Source organism: Micromonospora sp. NPDC049060 (assembly GCF_040649055.1).
Lineage (GTDB): Bacteria > Actinomycetota > Actinomycetes > Mycobacteriales > Micromonosporaceae > Micromonospora > Micromonospora reichwaldensis.
Genome location: NZ_JBEZEV010000029.1, coordinates 25593 through 42826 on the forward strand (window position 1 = coordinate 25593; position 17234 = coordinate 42826).

13 protein-coding genes are annotated in these 17234 nt (G+C 72.6%); 6 read left to right on the plus strand and 7 right to left on the minus strand.

Going from position 1 to position 17234, the window contains the following annotated elements; translation table 11 throughout:
• The first annotated feature begins 43 nt into the window (after nt 1-43).
• Entirely contained in the window at nt 44-2068 is a 2025-nt protein-coding gene (locus AB0B83_RS13940) for a family 10 glycosylhydrolase (RefSeq protein WP_357578487.1), read from the plus strand.
• Nucleotides 2069-2169: 101 nt separating this feature from the next.
• Complete coding sequence (locus AB0B83_RS13945; protein ID WP_357578488.1) at nt 2170-3417, plus strand: PQQ-binding-like beta-propeller repeat protein; 1248 nt, start codon at nt 2170-2172, stop codon at nt 3415-3417.
• Between the two features lie 43 nt (nt 3418-3460).
• On the opposite strand, the gene glgB is transcribed toward AB0B83_RS13945, so the two are convergent.
• The 3 genes from glgB to AB0B83_RS13960 form a co-directional block, all read right to left on the minus strand.
• The gene (gene glgB / locus AB0B83_RS13950) at nt 3461-5563 is read right to left on the minus strand and encodes a 1,4-alpha-glucan branching protein GlgB (RefSeq protein ID WP_357578489.1); all 2103 of its coding nucleotides are present in this window, start codon (nt 5561-5563) and stop codon (nt 3461-3463) included.
• Nucleotides 5551-7644: a maltotransferase domain-containing protein gene (locus AB0B83_RS13955; protein WP_357578490.1), complete on the minus strand. Its 2094-nt coding sequence runs from the start codon at nt 7642-7644 to the stop codon at nt 5551-5553. Before AB0B83_RS13955 ends, glgB begins: the two co-directional genes overlap by 13 nt.
• A 333-nt stretch (nt 7645-7977) precedes the next feature.
• Nucleotides 7978-8205: a winged helix-turn-helix domain-containing protein gene (locus AB0B83_RS13960; RefSeq protein WP_327027548.1), complete on the minus strand. Its 228-nt coding sequence runs from the start codon at nt 8203-8205 to the stop codon at nt 7978-7980.
• A gap of 517 nt (nt 8206-8722) precedes the next feature.
• Here AB0B83_RS13960 and AB0B83_RS13965 point away from each other — a divergent pair.
• Nucleotides 8723-9955, plus strand: coding sequence for a helix-turn-helix transcriptional regulator (locus tag AB0B83_RS13965; protein ID WP_357578491.1), 1233 nt, complete (start codon nt 8723-8725; stop codon nt 9953-9955).
• On the opposite strand, the gene AB0B83_RS13970 is transcribed toward AB0B83_RS13965, so the two are convergent.
• Nucleotides 9952-10590, minus strand: coding sequence for a class I SAM-dependent methyltransferase (locus AB0B83_RS13970; protein WP_357578492.1), 639 nt, complete (start codon nt 10588-10590; stop codon nt 9952-9954). The two genes, AB0B83_RS13965 and AB0B83_RS13970, sit on opposite strands and share 4 nt — an antisense overlap.
• Between AB0B83_RS13970 and AB0B83_RS13975 the strand changes: the two genes are divergently transcribed.
• Entirely contained in the window at nt 10492-10731 is a 240-nt protein-coding gene (locus tag AB0B83_RS13975; RefSeq protein WP_357578493.1) for an AbrB/MazE/SpoVT family DNA-binding domain-containing protein, read from the plus strand. The genes AB0B83_RS13970 and AB0B83_RS13975 overlap by 99 nt on opposite strands.
• 30 nt (nt 10732-10761) lie before the next feature.
• Here AB0B83_RS13975 and AB0B83_RS13980 read toward each other — a convergent pair whose 3' ends face one another.
• Nucleotides 10762-11316 carry a Uma2 family endonuclease gene (locus AB0B83_RS13980; RefSeq protein WP_357578494.1) on the minus strand — a complete coding sequence of 185 codons (555 nt, stop codon included), beginning with the start codon at nt 11314-11316 and terminating at the stop codon, nt 10762-10764.
• A gap of 69 nt (nt 11317-11385) precedes the next feature.
• Nucleotides 11386-12585, minus strand: a complete 1200-nt coding sequence (glgA, locus tag AB0B83_RS13985) for a glycogen synthase (RefSeq protein WP_357578495.1) — start codon at nt 12583-12585, stop codon at nt 11386-11388.
• Nucleotides 12586-12680: 95 nt separating this feature from the next.
• Between glgA and glgC the strand changes: the two genes are divergently transcribed.
• Both glgC and pgm read left to right on the plus strand, forming a co-directional pair.
• Nucleotides 12681-13913 carry a glucose-1-phosphate adenylyltransferase gene (gene glgC, locus AB0B83_RS13990; RefSeq protein ID WP_132235810.1) on the plus strand — a complete coding sequence of 411 codons (1233 nt, stop codon included), beginning with the start codon at nt 12681-12683 and terminating at the stop codon, nt 13911-13913.
• Nucleotides 13910-15556: a phosphoglucomutase (alpha-D-glucose-1,6-bisphosphate-dependent) gene (pgm, locus tag AB0B83_RS13995; RefSeq protein WP_357578496.1), complete on the plus strand. Its 1647-nt coding sequence runs from the start codon at nt 13910-13912 to the stop codon at nt 15554-15556. Before glgC ends, pgm begins: the two co-directional genes overlap by 4 nt.
• Nucleotides 15557-16191: 635 nt before the next feature.
• Here the strand turns inward: pgm and AB0B83_RS14000 are convergent.
• Nucleotides 16192-17121 carry an NAD(+)/NADH kinase gene (locus AB0B83_RS14000; protein ID WP_357578497.1) on the minus strand — a complete coding sequence of 310 codons (930 nt, stop codon included), beginning with the start codon at nt 17119-17121 and terminating at the stop codon, nt 16192-16194.
• Nucleotides 17122-17234: the final 113 nt, after the last annotated feature.

Genomic DNA, 17234 nt, shown 5'->3' on the forward strand with positions numbered 1-17234 from the left:
AAGGATACTTGCGAAACGGCGTGGCAACGCTGAACATCTTTTCGTGCGTAGAGATTATGGTCGATACCTGTCCGGGCTGGCGCTGGTAGCGGCGCTCGCCCTCGGCGCGGCCGCCCCCACGGCCGCCCCCGCCTCCCGTCCCGCCACGCCGGACACCGTGCCCGTCGCCGCCCAGGCGGCGTGCGTGACCGACCCGGCCACCCCGAAGCGGCAGCTGCGCGGCATGTGGATCGCCAGCGTGGCCAACATCGACTGGCCGAGCCGCACCGGGCTCACCCCCGCCGCCCAGCAGGCGGAGTACCGGGGCTGGCTCGACCTGGCCAAGCAGCGGCGGATGAACGCCGTCGTCGTGCAGATCCGCCCCGCCGCCGACGCGTTCTGGCCGTCGACGTACGAGCCGTGGTCGCAGTGGCTGACCGGCACCCAGGGCGGCAACCCCGGCTACGACCCGCTGGCCTTCATGGTGGCCGAGGCGCATGCCCGCAACCTGGAGTTCCACGCCTGGTTCAACCCGTACCGGGTGGCGAACCACACCGACCTGACCAAGCTGGCGGCCAGCCACCCGGCCCGCAAGAACCCGGGCTGGACCGTCACCTACGGCGGACACATCTACTACAACCCCGGCATCCCCGCCGTCCGCGCCTTCGTGCAGGACGCGATGATGGACGCCGTCAAGCGCTACGACATCGACGCGGTGCACTGGGACGACTACTTCTACCCGTACCCGGTCAGCGGGGTGGCCTTCCCCGACCAGGCCACCTACGCCCAGTACGGCGCCGGTTTCAGCACCATCGGCGACTGGCGGCGCAACAACGTCAACCTGCTGGTCCGGGAGATGCGTGACAAGATCCGGGCGGCCAAGCCGTGGGTGAAGCTGGGCGTCAGCCCGTTCGGCATCTGGCGCAACGCCGGCACCGACCCGCTCGGTTCGCGCACCACGGGCCTCCAGTCGTACGACGCGATCTACGCCGACACCCGGCGCTGGGTGCGGCAGGGGTGGGTCGACTACATCGCCCCGCAGATCTACTGGCACATCGGCCACCCGGCGGCCGACTACGCGGAGCTGGTCCGCTGGTGGTCCGAGACCGTGACCGGCACCGACGTGCAGCTGCTCGTCGGGCAGGCCACCTACCGCGCCGGCGCGTCCGGGCAGGACGCCGCCTGGCAGGACCCGGCCGAGCTGACCGACCACCTCACGCTGAACCGCAGCTACCCGAGGATCGTCGGCGACATCCACTTCAGCGCCAAGGACGTCCGCGCGGACCGCATCGGCGCCGTCTCCCGGACGGCGACCGACCACTACCGCCGGCCCGCGCTGGCACCGGCCGGGGTGGGCGGCACCGCGCCCGCCGCCCCGAACCTCACCTCGGCGGTACGCGGCACCGGCGGCGTGACCCTCACCTGGCAGCGCGGCGCCACCGGCAGCACCGCCGCCTACGCGGTGTACCGGCTGCCCGGCGACGGCGCGGTCGACGCCTGCGACCTGGCCGACGCCCGCAACCTGCTCGGCACGGTCCGCGCCTCGGGCGGCACCGGGACGTTCACCGACGCCACCGCCGCAACCGGCTCGACGTACCGCTACCTGGTGACGGCGCTGGACCGGCTGCACCACGAGAGCGCCGCCAGCAATGCGCGGGTGGTCACCGGCACCGGCGGTACGTTCAGCGTGATCGTGGACAACGCCACGGCCGGCGGCTTCACGGCCGCCACCACCTGGGGCACGTCGTCGTACCTCCCGGCGCGCTACGGGGCCAACTACCGGTTCGCCAGCCCGCAGGCGGTCAGCGACCCGGCCTGGTTCACCGCGACGCTGCCCGCCGCCGGCTCGTACCGGGTCGAGGTCTGGTACCCGGCCGACCCCGGCTACAACAGCGCCACCCCGCACCTGGTGGCGACGGCGAACGGGAACGTCACCGCCACCGTCGACCAGCGCAGCGGCGGCGGGCAGTGGCGGGTGCTCGGCACCTACGACCTCGCCGCTGGCACGCGCCAGGTCGTCGGGGTCAGCCGCTGGACCAGCACCCAGGGGTACGTCGTCGCCGACGCCGTCCGGATCACCCGCCTCTGAGCGCGTGCCCGTTCCCCGGGGCGTCCCGCCGCCCCGGGGAACTGGCCGGCCGACGATAGGGTCGGGCCGATAGATACGTTTCCGGGACCGCGGGAGGGCTCATGCGTCGACGTGTTGTCGCCGTTTCGGCAGCCGTGCTGGCGCTGGCCGTGGGCGTCTCGGGATGTACTGACGACACGCCACCGCCGCCGCCGAAGACCACCGCCACCGCGAGCCCTTCCGAGTCGTCGCCACTCGACCCTCCGCTGGCCTTCGCCGCGAAGCCGGTCCGGATACCTCTGCCCAGCAGGATGTTCCAGCTCCGGGACGGGGCCGCCTACCTGCTGGAGGGCAACAAGGCCCTCGCCGCGTACGACCTGGCCACTGGCGCGCGTCGCTGGAGTGCGCCGCTGCCCGGTCGGCCCGTCAGGCTGGGCAACACCGGGCCGATGATCGCGCAGGTGGACGGCAGGCCGACCGCCTTCGTGACCTATCGGGTGCAGATCGCAGGCAGCGGAACGGTTCCCGACCGCACCGTGCTGCGGGTGGCGAGCTTCGGGCTGGCCGATGGCGCGCCCGGCTGGCAGTCGGACGTGGACGACAGGGGCATCCCCAAGGACGGCAGCCTCGGGGTCGACAAGGTGGTGGCGGCCAGCCCCGACCATGTCGTGCTGTCCACCGACTCGTACGACACGGGCGTCAGCGGCGACTTCACCGCCGTCCTCGACGCCAGGACCGGCAAGATCAGGTGGACGAAGCCCGACTTTCAGGCCCGAGCCCTCGACGGCGACGTCGTCGCCGGCATGACGTCCGGAGCGGATGCGTACAAAGTCCCGAGTTCGACGATCGGGCTTGCCGCGTCGGACGGTGCCCAGGTGTGGGCCCAGGAGGAGACGAGGCCCGCCGGCAACCTGATCAACGGCCCACTCGGCGGCGGGCTGCTACAGGTGTACCCGGTGGGCCGCCGCGGCGACGGGCCCAACGGGATCGTCGACATCAGGACCGGTCGCGAGGTCATCCGCCTGGAGACGGGAGGTGGCGCCAGCGTCTGTCGATACGACGACGAGAGCGTCGTCGTCTGCTCGCAGCACCTCACCAACCGGAACGGGACCATGGTCGCGTACGACGCCACGTCCCACGAGCGACTGTGGCAGGTGTCCGGGAAGGGTTCCGGACGGGAGGCGCCCAGGATCACGGCGGCCCGACGTGGCGTGGTCTACGGAACCACCAGCAACGGGCCGCTGATCCTCGACGCGCGCACGGGGCAGGACAGGCTCACGGAGCTCCCCTTCGCCCCCGAGGTCGTCGTTCCGGGCTTCGGGATCGAGGTCGAACAGAGGGAGATGACTGTCCATCCCGCGGTCGGCTGAGCCGTGCAGCGAGGAGGACGGCCGAGGCGTCTCCGGCGTACGGTCAGTCGCGGCGTAGCCAGAGCACGCCGAGCGGGGGCACCCGCAGCGCCGCCGAGGCGGGCAGCCCGTGCCACGGCACGTCCTCGGCGTGCACGGCGCCCAGGTTGCCGACCCCCGAGCCGCCGTAGTGGTGGGCGTCGGTGTTGAGCACCTCCGCCCACGTGCCGCCGGCCGGCAGCCCGATCCGGTAGTCCTCCAGCGGCAGGGCGGAGAAGTTCGCCACGCAGACCAGGGTCGCGCCGTCGGGGGCGATCCGGACGAACGAGACGGTGTTGTTGGCGACGTCGTCGCCGGCGATCCAGCGGAAGCCGGCCGGCTCGGTGTCCTGCGCCCACAGCGCCGGGGTGTCCCGGTAGACGCGGTTCAGGTCGCCGACGAGCCGCTGCACCCCGGCGCGGGCCGGGTCGTGCAGCAGGTACCAGTCGAGGCCCCGCTCCTCGCTCCACTCCCGGTCGTCGGCCAGCTCGCAGCCCATGAAGAGCAACTGCTTGCCGGGGTGCGCCCACATGTACGCCAGCAGCGCGCGTACGTTGGCCAGCCGCTGCCAGGTGTCGCCGGGCATCTTGCCGGCCAGGGAGCCCTTGCCGTGCACCACCTCGTCGTGGCTGATCGGCAGCACGTAGTTCTCGCTCCAGGCGTACGCCAGGGAGAACGTGAGCTGATGGTGGTGGTGCTGCCGGTGGACCGGGTCCTTCGACGTGTAGAGCAGGGTGTCGTGCATCCAGCCCATGTTCCACTTGAAGCCGAAGCCGAGCCCGCCGTCGGCCGTGGCGCGGGTGACCCCCGGCCAGGCGGTGGACTCCTCGGCGATCATCGTCACCCCGGCGTGGTGCTTGTAGACCGTCGCGTTGACCTCCTGCATGAGCGCGATGGCCTCCAGGTTCTCCCGGCCGCCGTGCCGGTTGGGCAGCCACTGCCCCTCCTGGCGGGAGTAGTCCAGGTAGAGCATCGAGGCGACCGCGTCCACCCGCAGGCCGTCGACGTGGAACTGGTCGCACCAGTAGAGGGCGTTGGCGACCAGGAAGTTGCGCACCTCCGGGCGGCCGAAGTCGAAGACGTACGTGCCCCAGTCGGGGTGCTCGCCCCGGCGCGGGTCGGGGTGCTCGTAGAGGGCGGTGCCGTCGAAGCGCCCGAGGGCCCACTCGTCCTTGGGGAAGTGCGCCGGCACCCAGTCCAGGATGACGCCGACGCCGGCGGCGTGCAGCGCGTCCACGAGGTGACGGAACTCGTCGGGGTCGCCGAAGCGGGACGTCGGCGCGTAGTAGCCGGTGACCTGGTAGCCCCAGGAGCCGCCGAACGGGTGCTCCATCACGGGCAGCAACTCCACGTGGGTGAAGCCCAGCTCCGTGACGTACGCGGTCAGCTGCTCGGCCAGCTCCCGGTAGCTGAGCCCGGGGCGCCACGAGCCGAGGTGCACCTCGTAGACGCTCATCGGCTCCTGGTGCGGCTGCCGCCGGGCCCGCCGCGCCAGCCAGTCGGCGTCGCCCCACTCGTACGTCGAGTGGTGCACCACCGACGCGGTGGCCGGCGGCACCTCCGCGTACGCCGCCAGGGGGTCGGCCTTGTCCCGCCACTGCCCGTCGGCGCCCAGGATCCGGTACTTGTAGCGGGCCCCGGCCCCGACGCCCGGGACGAACAGCTCCCACACCCCGCTGCCGCCGAGCGAGCGCATCGGCCAGCCGTCGTCCGGCGCCCAGCCCGCGAAGTCCCCGACCACCCGCACCCCGCGCGCGTTCGGCGCCCAGACGGTGAACGCCACGCCCTCGTCGAAGACCCGCGCGCCGAGCGCCTCCCAGAGCCGCTCGTGCCGGCCCTCGCCGATCAGGTGCAGGTCCAGCTCGCCCAGGGTGGGCGGGTAGCGGTACGGGTCGTCGTGGGTCCGGCCGTCGACCTCGACGCGGTAGTCGAGCACCTCGCCCGCGACCTCCGCCTCGAAGACGCCGACGTCGTGCACCCGCCGCATCCGGTGCCGCTCGCCGTCGACGACGAGGGCGACGTCGGCGGCGCCCCGGCGCAGCGTCCGGACGACCGTCCGCCCGTCGGCCGGGTGCGCGCCGAGGACGGCGTGCGGGTCGTGCGTGGCGCCGGCGATCAACTGGTCCATCGGGCGTCGTCCTTCTGGGCGGGAGTGGTGGGGGCGGTGCCGCCCGAGAGGTCGTCGGGGACGTCTTCGACGGTCAGGTCCGGCGCCGCCTGCGCCGGCACGGGGCCGGCACCGGGCGCGGGTCGCCGCACCGTCAGCACGTGCGCCGGTTGCAGGTACGGGTCGAGGCGCACGGCGTTGCGCTGCCCCCAGTCGTAGCTGGCGCCGGTCAGCTCGTCGCGCACGGTGAACCGGTCGTGCCAGTCGAGGCCGAGCGCGGGCATGTCCAGCGTGGTGTTGCCCCACTGCACCTCACGCGAGTCGAACGAGCAGACCACGAGCACGGTGTTGCCCGTCTCCGGGTCGTGCTTGGACCAGCAGAGCAGCGCCGGGTTGTCGATCTCGTGGAAGACCAGGTTGCGCAGCTGGTGCAGGGCCGGGTTCTCCCGGCGTACGCGGTTGAGCACCGCGACGAACGGCGCGAGGGAGCGGCCCTGCGCCTGCGCGCCGGCCCAGTCCCGGGGGCGCAGCTCGTACTTCTCGTTGTCGAGGTACTCCTCCGCGCCGGGGCGGGCGACGTGCTCGAACAGCTCGTAGCCGGCGTACATGCCCCAGGAGGGGGAGAGCAGCGCGGCCAGCACCGCCCGGATCTTGAACATCGGCGGGCCGCCGTGCTGCAACGACTCGTGCAGGATGTCCGGCGTGTTCGGCCAGAAGTTGGGCCGCATGTAGTCGGCCGCCTCGACCAGTTCCTCGCAGTACGCCCGCATCTCCGCCGCCGACGTGCGCCAGGTGAAGTACGTGTACGACTGGGTGAAGCCGACCTTGCCCAGCCCGTGCATGATCGCCGGCCGGGTGAACGCCTCGGCGAGGAAGAGCACGTCCGGGTCGACCTTCTTCACCTCGGCGATCAGCCAGTGCCAGAAGTCGAACGGCTTGGTGTGCGGGTTGTCCACCCGGAAGATCCGGATGCCCTCGCCGATCCAGTGCAGCACCACCCGCAGGACCTCGGCCCGGATGCCCTCCGGGTCGTTGTCGAAGTTGACCGGGTAGATGTCCTGGTACTTCTTCGGCGGGTTCTCCGCGTACGCGATGCTGCCGTCGGCCCGGGTGGTGAACCACTCCGGGTGCTCGGTCACCCACGGGTGGTCCGGCGCGCACTGCAACGCCAGGTCCATCGCCACCTCCAGGCCCTGCTCGGCGGCGGCGGCGACGAAGTCGCGGAAGTCCTCCGGCGTACCCAGGTCGGGGTGGATGGTGTCGTGGCCGCCCTCGGCGGCGCCGATCGCCCACGGCGAGCCGACGTCGTCCGGCCCGGCGGTCAGCGAGTTGTTGGGGCCCTTGCGGTTGACCCGGCCGATCGGGTGGATCGGCGGCAGGTAGAGCACGTCGAAGCCCATCGCCGCGACGCCGGGCAGGCGCTCGACGGCGGTGGCGAACGTGCCGGAGCGCGCCGGCGCGTCGGCGGTGGCCGGGACGGCCCCCTCCGAGCGGGGGAAGAACTCGTACCAGGCGGAGAAGAGCGCCCGCCGGCGGTCCACCCACAGCCGGTGCTCCGCGCCGGTGGTGACCAGCTCGCGGACCGGGTGCTCCCAGAGCAGGTCGGCCAGCTCCAGCGCGGGGGCGACCCGCCGGGGCAGCTCCCTGTCGGCGTCGCCCAGCGCCGCCACCGCCGCGCGGACCCGCCCCGCGTCGCCGGCCGGCACCAGCTCCACGGCCGCGGTCAGCACCCGGGCGCCCTCGGCGAGGTCGTTGGCCAGGTCCGCCGGCCCCTGACCGGCGGCGATCTTCTTGGTGACCGCGTTCTGCCAGGTCAGGTACGGGTCCTGGAACGCCTCCACGGTGAACACCCACTCGCCGACCGCGTCGGGGCGGATCACCGCGTGCCAGCGGTCCTGCCCGGGCTCGCCGGGGCGCATCCGGGTGAACGGTCGGGCCCGCCCGTCGGGACCGCGCCAGACCACGTTGCAGCCCAGCGCGTCGTGCCCCTCCCGGTAGGCGCGGGCCGACACCGGCACGGGCTCGTCGACCACCGCCTTGGCCGGGTAGCGACCGCAGGAGACGACGGGGGAGACGTCTTCGATCGGGAACCGTCCAGTCACCGGTTCAACCTACTGCGCGAGATCCTTTCGCGCGCGGCCAAGCACCCATCGCCCTGGCCACGATAGCGGGCGTGGGCGCGGTGGCACGCGTGGGCGGTGGCGAGGGTGGGCGGTGGCGCGCGTGGGCATGACGACGCGCCCCGGCAGGGCCATCGGCGCACGGTGGCGGGGCGTCGGCCGGCGGCAGGTGGTTGGCGGGGCGCGGTGGCGGGGTGCGGGTAGGGGCCTTGTAGATCTTGGTACCAAATGGCCCCTCCAAGGGCCGTTTCCTGCCAAGATCTACTGCCATCCCGAGATTCGGAACGCTATGCCCAGCCGGTGGAAGATCGGGGTTCAGGCGGGCGGTTCGGTTGCCACGAACGAGCCCTTGCCCTGCCGGGTCACGATCCAGCCTCTCTCCTCCAGGATCCGCAGCGCGTATCGCACGGGCCATGCGCTCGATTGGTACTGCTCGCGCATCTCGGCGATAGACGGCAGCTTGTCGCCGGGCTGAAGGGTGCCCGCGCGGATTGAGGCCGTGACGTCGGCGATTATCTGCTCATACAGCGGTGCTTGCGGCATGGTGGCGCCACCTCTCGTCAGCGAACCGATCTTCGCACCCGGAGTGACGCGCCGTGCATGCTCTGTTGACTGTGAAGGCAGTGCCTTCTAAGTTGGCATGGCAGGGGTTCTCTCGTCAGCAGCGGAGCGCCCCGGGGCCGGGCGAGGGAACGCGGATCGTCCTCTCCGCCCGACCCGCCCTGACCCGCACCTCGCCTTGAGCCGTACCGCGCCCTGATCCACACCTCGCCCTGATCCACACCGCACGCTTCGCGCACCCCGTCCTGACCTGCACGCTTCGTACTCACCGCAAGGAGGCTCACCATGCAGGAGCGTCCGCCTGACGGGCCGCTGCCGGCGGCGCATCCGGTTCCGGGTGCCCGCGCTCGGCACCCCGACGGAGATCAGGTGCCCTGTCCGCCCCGCCCGCAGCGCGCGCCGCTCACCCGTCGCCAGCACGCCTACGGCATCACGGTGGCGCTGCTCGTACTCGTGCTCGTCGTGGCCGGGATCCTGCGGTGAGCGGGACGGGCCGGCGGTGACCGGCCTGCCGGTGGGCCGGCGGGTCGCCCAGTGGCGGGTGCGGCGCAACATGACCCAGCAGCAGTTCGCCGACCGCCTCGGCAAGTCGAAGAGCTGGGTGGACAAGGTCGAGCGCGGGGTGCGCCCGCTGGAACGGATGTCCAACCTGCGGGAGGTCGCCGAGGCGTTGCGGATCGACCTGGAGGTACTGCTCGCGGAACGGATCGGGCAACCGGACGTCGCCGTTGCCGGTGTGGCGCGGGTCCGGGCCGCCCTGGCCCGCTACCACGTCGAGGCGTCGTCCCGGCCGCCCGACGTCGCGAAGGTGCGGGCTCGCCTCGACCATGCCGAGCAGAGCTACCGGCACGCCCGGTACCCGATCCTGCTCGGCCTGCTGCCCGGGCTGCTCGACGCCGCCCGGGAGGCGCGGGTTGCCCGCCCAGACCCGGTCACCGGCGAACTGCTGGTGCGCGCGTACGGGCTCGTCGCCCTGGTGCTTGTCAAGGTCGGACAGGGGGAGTTGGCGTGGCTGGCCGCCGACCGGGGGATGGCCGTCGCGCTGGCCACGGACGACGCACGGCTGGCCGCCGTCGCCACCGTACCGCTGAGTCAGGCGCTGCGGGCCGTCGGCCGGCGGCGTTCCGCGATGGAGACGGCGCTCGTGGCCGCCCGCCGTCTCCCGCCGCGCGAGTCGGCCCAGGGCGCCCTGCCGCCGGGCGAGTCGGCCGAGGGTGCCCTGCCGCCGGCTGGTGACGGTGCCCCGTCGCTGCACGTGACGTTGCTGCTCCAGGCCGTCCTCGCCGCTGCTGGCCGGGGAGACGAGCGCCGGATGGCCGCCCTGCTCGACCAGGCCGAGGCGGCGGCAGCGGTCGGCGGCGGCTTCGGCCGGGCGTCGGTCGAGGCGGCGCGGGTGGTGGCCGAGGCCGCCGTCGAGGCGGTGCGCGTGGTGGCCGAGGCCGCCGTCGGGGACATGCCGGCGGCGACGGTACGCCACGAGCGGCTGGTCGCCGGTGGGCAGTGGCGGTGGCTGCCGCCCGAGCACCGGGCGGCGTACCTGCTCGACGTGGCCCGCGCGCAGGCCCTCGCCGGCGACGTGCCCCGGGCGGGCCGGGCGCTGCTGGACGCCGAACGCACCGCGCGCGGCGAGGTGCACGACCGGCCGGCGGTACGCGACCTGGTCGCCGCCGTGGCCCGCTCACCGGCCGCCCCGCCCGACCTCACCCGCCTCGCCGCCACCCTGCGCGTCTAGCTCGATCGTTGCGCGACGAACACGAACTCCCGGCCCGGGCGGTCGGGTGCGTCCCGCACGTCGAGGACCCGGTAGCCGTTGGTGGCCAGGCTCGACTCGACCTCGTCGCGGCTGCGGAACCGCAGGGTCGAGTCCGACGTGACGACAACACCATCGGCCAGGAACCGGTACGTGTGCCGGAAGGAGACGAACGGCAGGTCGACGTCGGTGACCTCCAGCCGCTGTTCCACCGGCCCGACGCCCGGGACGTCACGGCTGACCGGAGCGGCGTCCGACCACTCCTGCCACGCGCGACGCTCGGGGCGTCTGGTCTCGAAGACGAGGTGGCCGCCCGGGCGCAGCGCGCCGTGGATACCCCGCAGGGCCTGTGCCCAGTCGGCGTCGGTGCGGAAGACCTGGGCGACGTTCCCGGTCATCGTGGCCAAATCGGCCCCGACCGCTGGCAGCGCGGTGGCGTCGCCCCGGAGGCAGCGGACCTTCCCAGTCGGATCCTTCGACCGCGCCACGTCGAGTGACGCCTCCGCCGGGGAGGCCGGATGAAGCTCAACAGCAAGGGCCAGGTCACCATCCCGGCCGCCTTGCGGGCACGGCACGGGCTGCACGAGGGCGACGAGATCGACGTGGTGGAGGAGCACGGGACGCTGCGGATCGTCCGGGTAGCCGGTGCCGAAAGCAGAGGACAGCGCCTGGTGCGGCACATGCGCGGTCGCGGTAGCACGAAGCAGACCGAGGGCATGTCCACCGACGAGCTGATGGAACTGCTACGTGGCGAGTGACCGGCTTCGCGCCGTTGCGCGTGTCTTCGGTCAGCCGAGGTCGTGCTCGGCGGGGCTGGTGTTGAGCAACCAGGCGAGCGGCATGCGTGCCCGCACGTCGTAGACCTCGCCGTCCAGGGTGTGCATCGTGACGGTCTGCGCCGGGTCCTGCTCCACGATCCAGTACTGCGGGATGCCGGCCGTGGCATACTCGCCGCGCTTGGTCACCGTGTCGGTGCCCTCCGACCCCGGCGAGACGATCTCGACCACGAGAAGGACGTCACCGGCCGGCAGCCACACGCCGTCGGACTGGGCCTTGCTCCAGACCACCAGGTCGGGAATGCGTCCGCCGACCCCGCCGCCGCGACCCGGGATGCGCAGCCCGACCGCCTGGGCGATGCGGTCCGCCGGCACACCGCCCTGGGCGAGCCACACCATGAGCCGGGTCGCGATGATCGCATGGGCGTATCCCGGCGGCGGCATGATCGAGAGAACTCCCTCAGGGCTGATCTCGTACCGATGGTGCTCGTCCGCGGCCATCATCGCGGTCAGATCGTCGAGCGTCACCACGGGGGGCATCGACCTGCCGACCGCCTCTGCGCTCATGCCGGCATAGTACCGGCCCCGGCGGGCTGACGACCGCGCCGGACACGCGCCGGACACGGCCAGGGGTCCTCACCGCACCGAGTGGTAGACCTCCAGGGTGCGGGCGGCGATGGTGTCCCAGGAGAAGTGCTCCACGGCGCGTCGCCGCCCGGCCCGGCCGAAGCTGGCGGTGCGAGCCGGGTCGGCGAGCAGCTCGTTCATCGCCGCCGCCAGGTCGGTCACGAAGCGGTCCGGGTCCAGCGGCCGGCCGGAGCCGTCGGTGGCCTGCTCGATGGGGACCAGCAGCCCCGTCTCGCCGTCGGCGACCACCTCGGGGATGCCGCCGGTGGCCGTGGCCACCACCGCCGTCTCGCAGGCCATCGCCTCCAGGTTCACGATGCCCATCGGCTCGTAGACCGAGGGGCAGACGAAGACCGTGGCGTGGGTCAGCACCTGGATCACCTCGTGCTTGGGCAGCATCTCCGCGACCCACACCACCCCGGAGCGCTTCGCCCGCAGCTCCGCCACCAGGCCCTCGACCTCGGCGGCGATGTCGGGGGTGTCCGGTGCGCCGGCGAGCAGCACCAGCTGGGTGCCCGCCGGCAGGTCGCGCGCCGCGCGCAGCAGGTAGGGCAGGCCCTTCTGCCGGGTGATCCGCCCCACGTAGACCACGCTGGGCAGGGCCGGGTCGATGCCGAGCCGGTCCACCACGTCCGTGCCGTGGTCCGGGGCGTACTGCGCCGTGTCGATGCCGTTGTGCACCACCCGGACCCGGTCCGGGTTCACCGCCGGGTAGGCGGTCAGCACGTCGCGCCGCATCCCCTCGCTGACCGCGACGACCGCGTCGGCCGCCTCGAACGCCGTGCGCTCGCACCAGGAGGAGAGCGCGTAGCCGCCGCCGAGCTGCTCGGCCTTCCACGGCCGCAGCGGCTCCAGGCTGTGCGCGGTCACCACGTGCGGCACGCCGTGCAGCAGCTTCGCCGTGTGCCCCGCGAAGTTGGCGTACCACGTGTGGCTGTGCACCACGTCGGTGCCGGCGCAGGCCGCGGCCATCTCCAGGTCCACGCCCATCGTCCGCAGCGCGGCGTTCGCGCCGGTCAGGCCCGCCGGTTCGGCGTACGCGGTGACACCCGCCTCGGTGCGTGGCGCGCCGAAGCAGTGCACCCGTACGTCGGCGAGCCGGCGCAGCTCCCGGGCCAGGTACTCGACGTGCACACCGGCGCCGCCATACACCTCGGGCGGGTACTCACGGGTCAGCAGGTCGACGCGCAGCCCGGCGGAGTCGTTCATGAACGGCACCCTAGTGCAGAACGCGCCGCCGCACCCGGCTGTGGAACTGTGCCGTACGAGTGGTGAAGTGACGGCGGGGTAGATAGCGTCTGGACATGGCTGCCAAGGTGCTCGCGATCGTCCTGGCCGGCGGAGAAGGCAAGCGCCTGATGCCGCTCACCACGGACCGGGCCAAGCCGGCCGTCCCGTTCGGCGGGATGTACCGCATGGTCGACTTCGTCCTGTCCAACCTGGCGAACGCCGGCTATCTCAAGATCGTCGTGCTGACCCAGTACAAGTCCCACTCGCTGGACCGGCACATCACCAAGACGTGGCGGATGTCGACGCTGCTCGGCAACTACGTCACTCCGGTGCCGGCGCAGCAGCGCCGCGGTCCGTGGTGGTTCGCCGGCTCCGCCGACGCGATCTACCAGAGCTTCAACCTCATCCACGACGAGCAGCCCGACCACGTGATCGTCTTCGGCGCCGACCACATCTACCGGATGGACCCCCGGCAGATGGTGGAGGACCACATCGCCTCCGGCGCCGGCGTCACCGTGGCCGGCATCCGGCAGCCGCTGTCGATGGCCGACCAGTTCGGCGTCATCGAGGTCGGCGAGGACGGCCGGCGGATCCGGGCGTTCCGCGAGAAGCCCACCGACGCGGTCGGCCTGCCCGACGCGCCCGACCAGATCTACGCCTCGATGGGCAACTACGTGTTCAGCACCAAGGCGCTGTGCGAGGCGGTCGAGCGCGACGCGGAGGACAAGACCAGCAAGCACGACATGGGCGGCAGCATCATCCCGATGCTGGTCGAGCGCGGCGAGGCCAACGTCTACGACTTCCGTGACAACGAGGTGCCCGGCAGCACCGACCGGGACCGCGGCTACTGGCGCGACGTGGGGACGCTCGACTCCTTCTACGACGCCCACATGGACCTGATCAACGTGCATCCGGTGTTCAACCTCTACAACTTCGACTGGCCCATCTACACCGGTCAGCTGACGTACCCGCCGGCCAAGTTCGTGCACCAGTGGGGCGAGCGGGTCGGCCGGGCGGTCGCCTCGATGGTGTCGCCCGGCGCGGTGATCTCCGGCTCGCTGGTGGAGAACTCGGTCGTCTCACCCAAGGTGAAGGTGCACTCCTGGGCGCACGTGGACGGCGCGGTGCTGATGGAGGGGGTCGACATCGGCCGGCACGCCGTCGTGCGCCGGGCGATCCTCGACAAGAACGTGATCGTGCCCGAGGGGGCCGAGATTGGCGTCGACCTGGAGAAGGACCGGCAGCGCTACACGGTCTCCGACAACGGCATCGTGGTGATCGGCAAGGGACAGAAGGTGGAACCGTGAGCAGTCATCCCCGGGCCGGCAAGCCCGCCCAGCCCGCCGACCTGGTCGACGTGCCGCGGCTGGTGACCGCCTACTACGCCGAGCACCCCGATCCGCAGGACCCGGCGCAGCAGGTCTCCTTCGGCACGTCCGGGCACCGCGGGTCGAGCCTGCGCCACGCGTTCAACTCCGACCACATCCTCGCGGTCACCCAGGCGCTCTGCGACTACCGCCGCGAGCAGGGCCTGGACGGGCCGCTCTTCCTCGGCCGCGACACCCACGCGCTCTCCGCCCCGGCTACCGTGGACGCGCTCGAGGTCCTCGCCGCCAACGAGGTCACCGTGCTGCTCGACAGCCGCGACGGCTACACGCCCACCCCGGCGGTGTCGCACGCCATCCTCACCCACAACCGGGGCCGCACCAGCGGGCTCGCCGACGGCATCGTCATCACCCCGTCGCACAACCCGCCCGACGACGGCGGCTTCAAGTACAACCCCACCCACGGCGGCCCGGCGGACACCGACGCCACGAGGTGGATCCAGGACCGCGCCAACGCCATCCTCGCCGACGGCCTGAAGGAGGTCCGGCGGATCCCGTACGCCCGGGCCCGCGCCGCCGACACCACCGGGACGTACGACTTCCTCGCCCGCTACGTCGACGACCTGCCGGCGGCGATCGACATCGACGCGATCCGCGACGCCGGGGTGCGCATCGGCGCCGACCCGCTCGGCGGCGCGAGCGTGGCCTACTGGGGCGAGATCGCCGAGCGGCACCGGCTGGACCTGACCGTGGTCAACCCGACGGTCGACCCGACCTGGCGGTTCATGACCCTGGACGGCGACGGCAAGATCCGGATGGACTGCTCCTCGCCGAACGCGATGGCCTCCCTGATCGCCGCCCGCGCCGACTACCAGGTCTCCACCGGCAACGACGCCGACGCCGACCGGCACGGCATCGTCACGCCCGACGGCGGCCTGATGAACCCCAACCACTACCTCGCGGTGGCGATCGGCCACCTGTTCCGCACCCGGACGCAGTGGGGCCCGGCCGCCGCCGTGGGCAAGACCCTGGTCTCCTCCTCGATGATCGACCGGGTCGCCGCGGACCTGGGCCGCCCGCTGCTGGAGGTGCCGGTCGGCTTCAAGTGGTTCGTCCCCGGGCTGCTCGACGGGGCGGTCGGCTTCGGCGGCGAGGAGAGCGCCGGCGCGTCGTTCCTGCGCCGCGACGGGAGCACCTGGACGACCGACAAGGACGGCCTCCTGCTCTGCCTGCTCGCCGCCGAGATCATCGCCACCACCGGCCGTACGCCCAGCGAGCACTGGGCGGAGCTGGCCGAGCGCTTCGGCGCGCCCGCGTACGCCCGCATCGACGCGCCGGCGACCCGCGAGCAGAAGGCCGTGCTCGGCAAGCTCTCGCCGGAGCAGGTGACCGCCACCGAGCTGGCCGGCGAGCCGATCACCGCGACCCTCACCACCGCCCCGGGCAACGACGCGTCGATCGGCGGGCTCAAGGTGACCACCGAGTCGGGCTGGTTCGCCGCCCGGCCGTCGGGCACCGAGGACGTCTACAAGATCTACGCCGAGTCCTTCCAGGGCCCGGAGCACCTCGCCCGGATCCAGCAGGAGGCGAAGGACCTGGTCTCCGAGGTGCTCCAGCAGGCCTGAACGCCCGAGCCACCCTCGTCAACCACCTTCTCGCCGGCTACTCATCGGTCACCTGTCGCCCCGGAGCCGAGTCCGCCTGGGCACACCAGTCCCGGGCGGCCTTCCGGCTTGGCCGGGTGCTGGGCACCTTCGGCGCCGTCGCCATCTCGCCCGGCTACCCGGCCGCCTGGTCCAGCATCGTCGTGCGGTGCGCTGACGCGCCGCGGGTCGCGTGGGCCGGACCGTGCGATATCGGACCGTGCGGTGTTGAACCGTGCGGTGTTGAACCGTGCGGTGTTGAACCGTGCGGTGTCGGACGGTGCGGTGTTTCAACCGTGCGGTGGCGGGTCCTGTGATGCCGGATCGGCGTGGTGTGGTGCCAGGGTCCTGGGCGCAGTGTGCGCGCTGTCGAGCTGCCCCTATAGCTGGGGCAGGGAGGCTGCGCGAGAGTGGTCCCATATGTGGGGCAGCTCGACAGCGTTGTACCAGGTCCGTGGCGCCGGTCCCGCAACCGCCGCACGATCAGCAGCCGCACGCCAGCCGCACGCCAGCCGCCAGCCGGCCGTGAGCAGCCACCAGCCAGCAGTCAGCCGCCAGGCACCCGGGCTGCCGGGGTGCCGGGGTGCCGAGGGCCGGGGCGGGGCGTGGGGGCATGGTCAGCGGGGCGGGGGCAGCTCGCGGCGGTTGAACTTCTCCCGCAGGCCCTCCGGCAGCAGTTCGCGGAGCTGGTCGGGAAGCAGGGGCAGGTCCAGCAGGCTCAGCTTGAGCTGGTTGCGTTCCTGGTAGCGGCGCGGGTCCAGGCGGACGACCAGGCCGGCGTCGTGCCGGTAGCGGATCTGCACGACGCCCTCCGTCGCGGCGTCCCGGATGACCAGTCCGTCCACCTCCACCGCGACCGGGCCGGAGCCCTCGCGCAGTTGCAGGCGGACCGTCTCGTGGGGGGAGAGCACCAGCGCACGGGAGATGCCGGCCATCGGGGCGGACGGGGTCACCACCACCGCCTCGGTGGCCGGCGAGACGAGCGGGCCGCCGGCGGCGTAGCTGTAGGCGGTCGAGCCGGTCGGGGTGCTGACCACCAGCGCGTCGCAGCGGTAGTACCCGTACTGCTGTCCGTCGACGGCGAGGGAGGCGCTGACGAAGCCGGCACCGGGCTGGCGGATCAGCGCGATGTCATTGAACGCGACGAGGTCGTCGCCGCAGACGTCGCAGGCCAGGCAGCTGTGGTTCTCCACCGTGAAGTCGTGCGCCACCAGCCGGTCCAGGGCCCTCGGTAGCTCCGGCGGCTCCACCTCGACGAGGAAGCCGAGCTTGCCGACGTGTACGCCGAGCACCGGCTTCGGATCGTGGACGGCCGACCGGAGCGCGCCGAGCATCGTCCCGTCGCCGCCGATGGCGATCAGCGCGTCCGACCGGAGGGCCACCTCGCCCACCGGCAGCGGTTCGACCGTGGCCGGTACGCGGTGCCGGTCCTCGGCGCGTACGGCCAGGGCGATGTGGTGCCGGGCGGCCCAGGTCACGATGGTGTCGACCACCTCGGAGACGTCCCGGGTGGGGTGCAGCACCAGCCCGAGCCGGCTCCGCTCCATGCCTACAGCTCATCACATCCCGGGGCCCCGGGACGGGCGTACCGCGAGGCGGGCGGGCGACCGCGCGGCGTGCCACTTCGTCACGTCCGGGGTTTTCCGCGTGACGCGCCGGT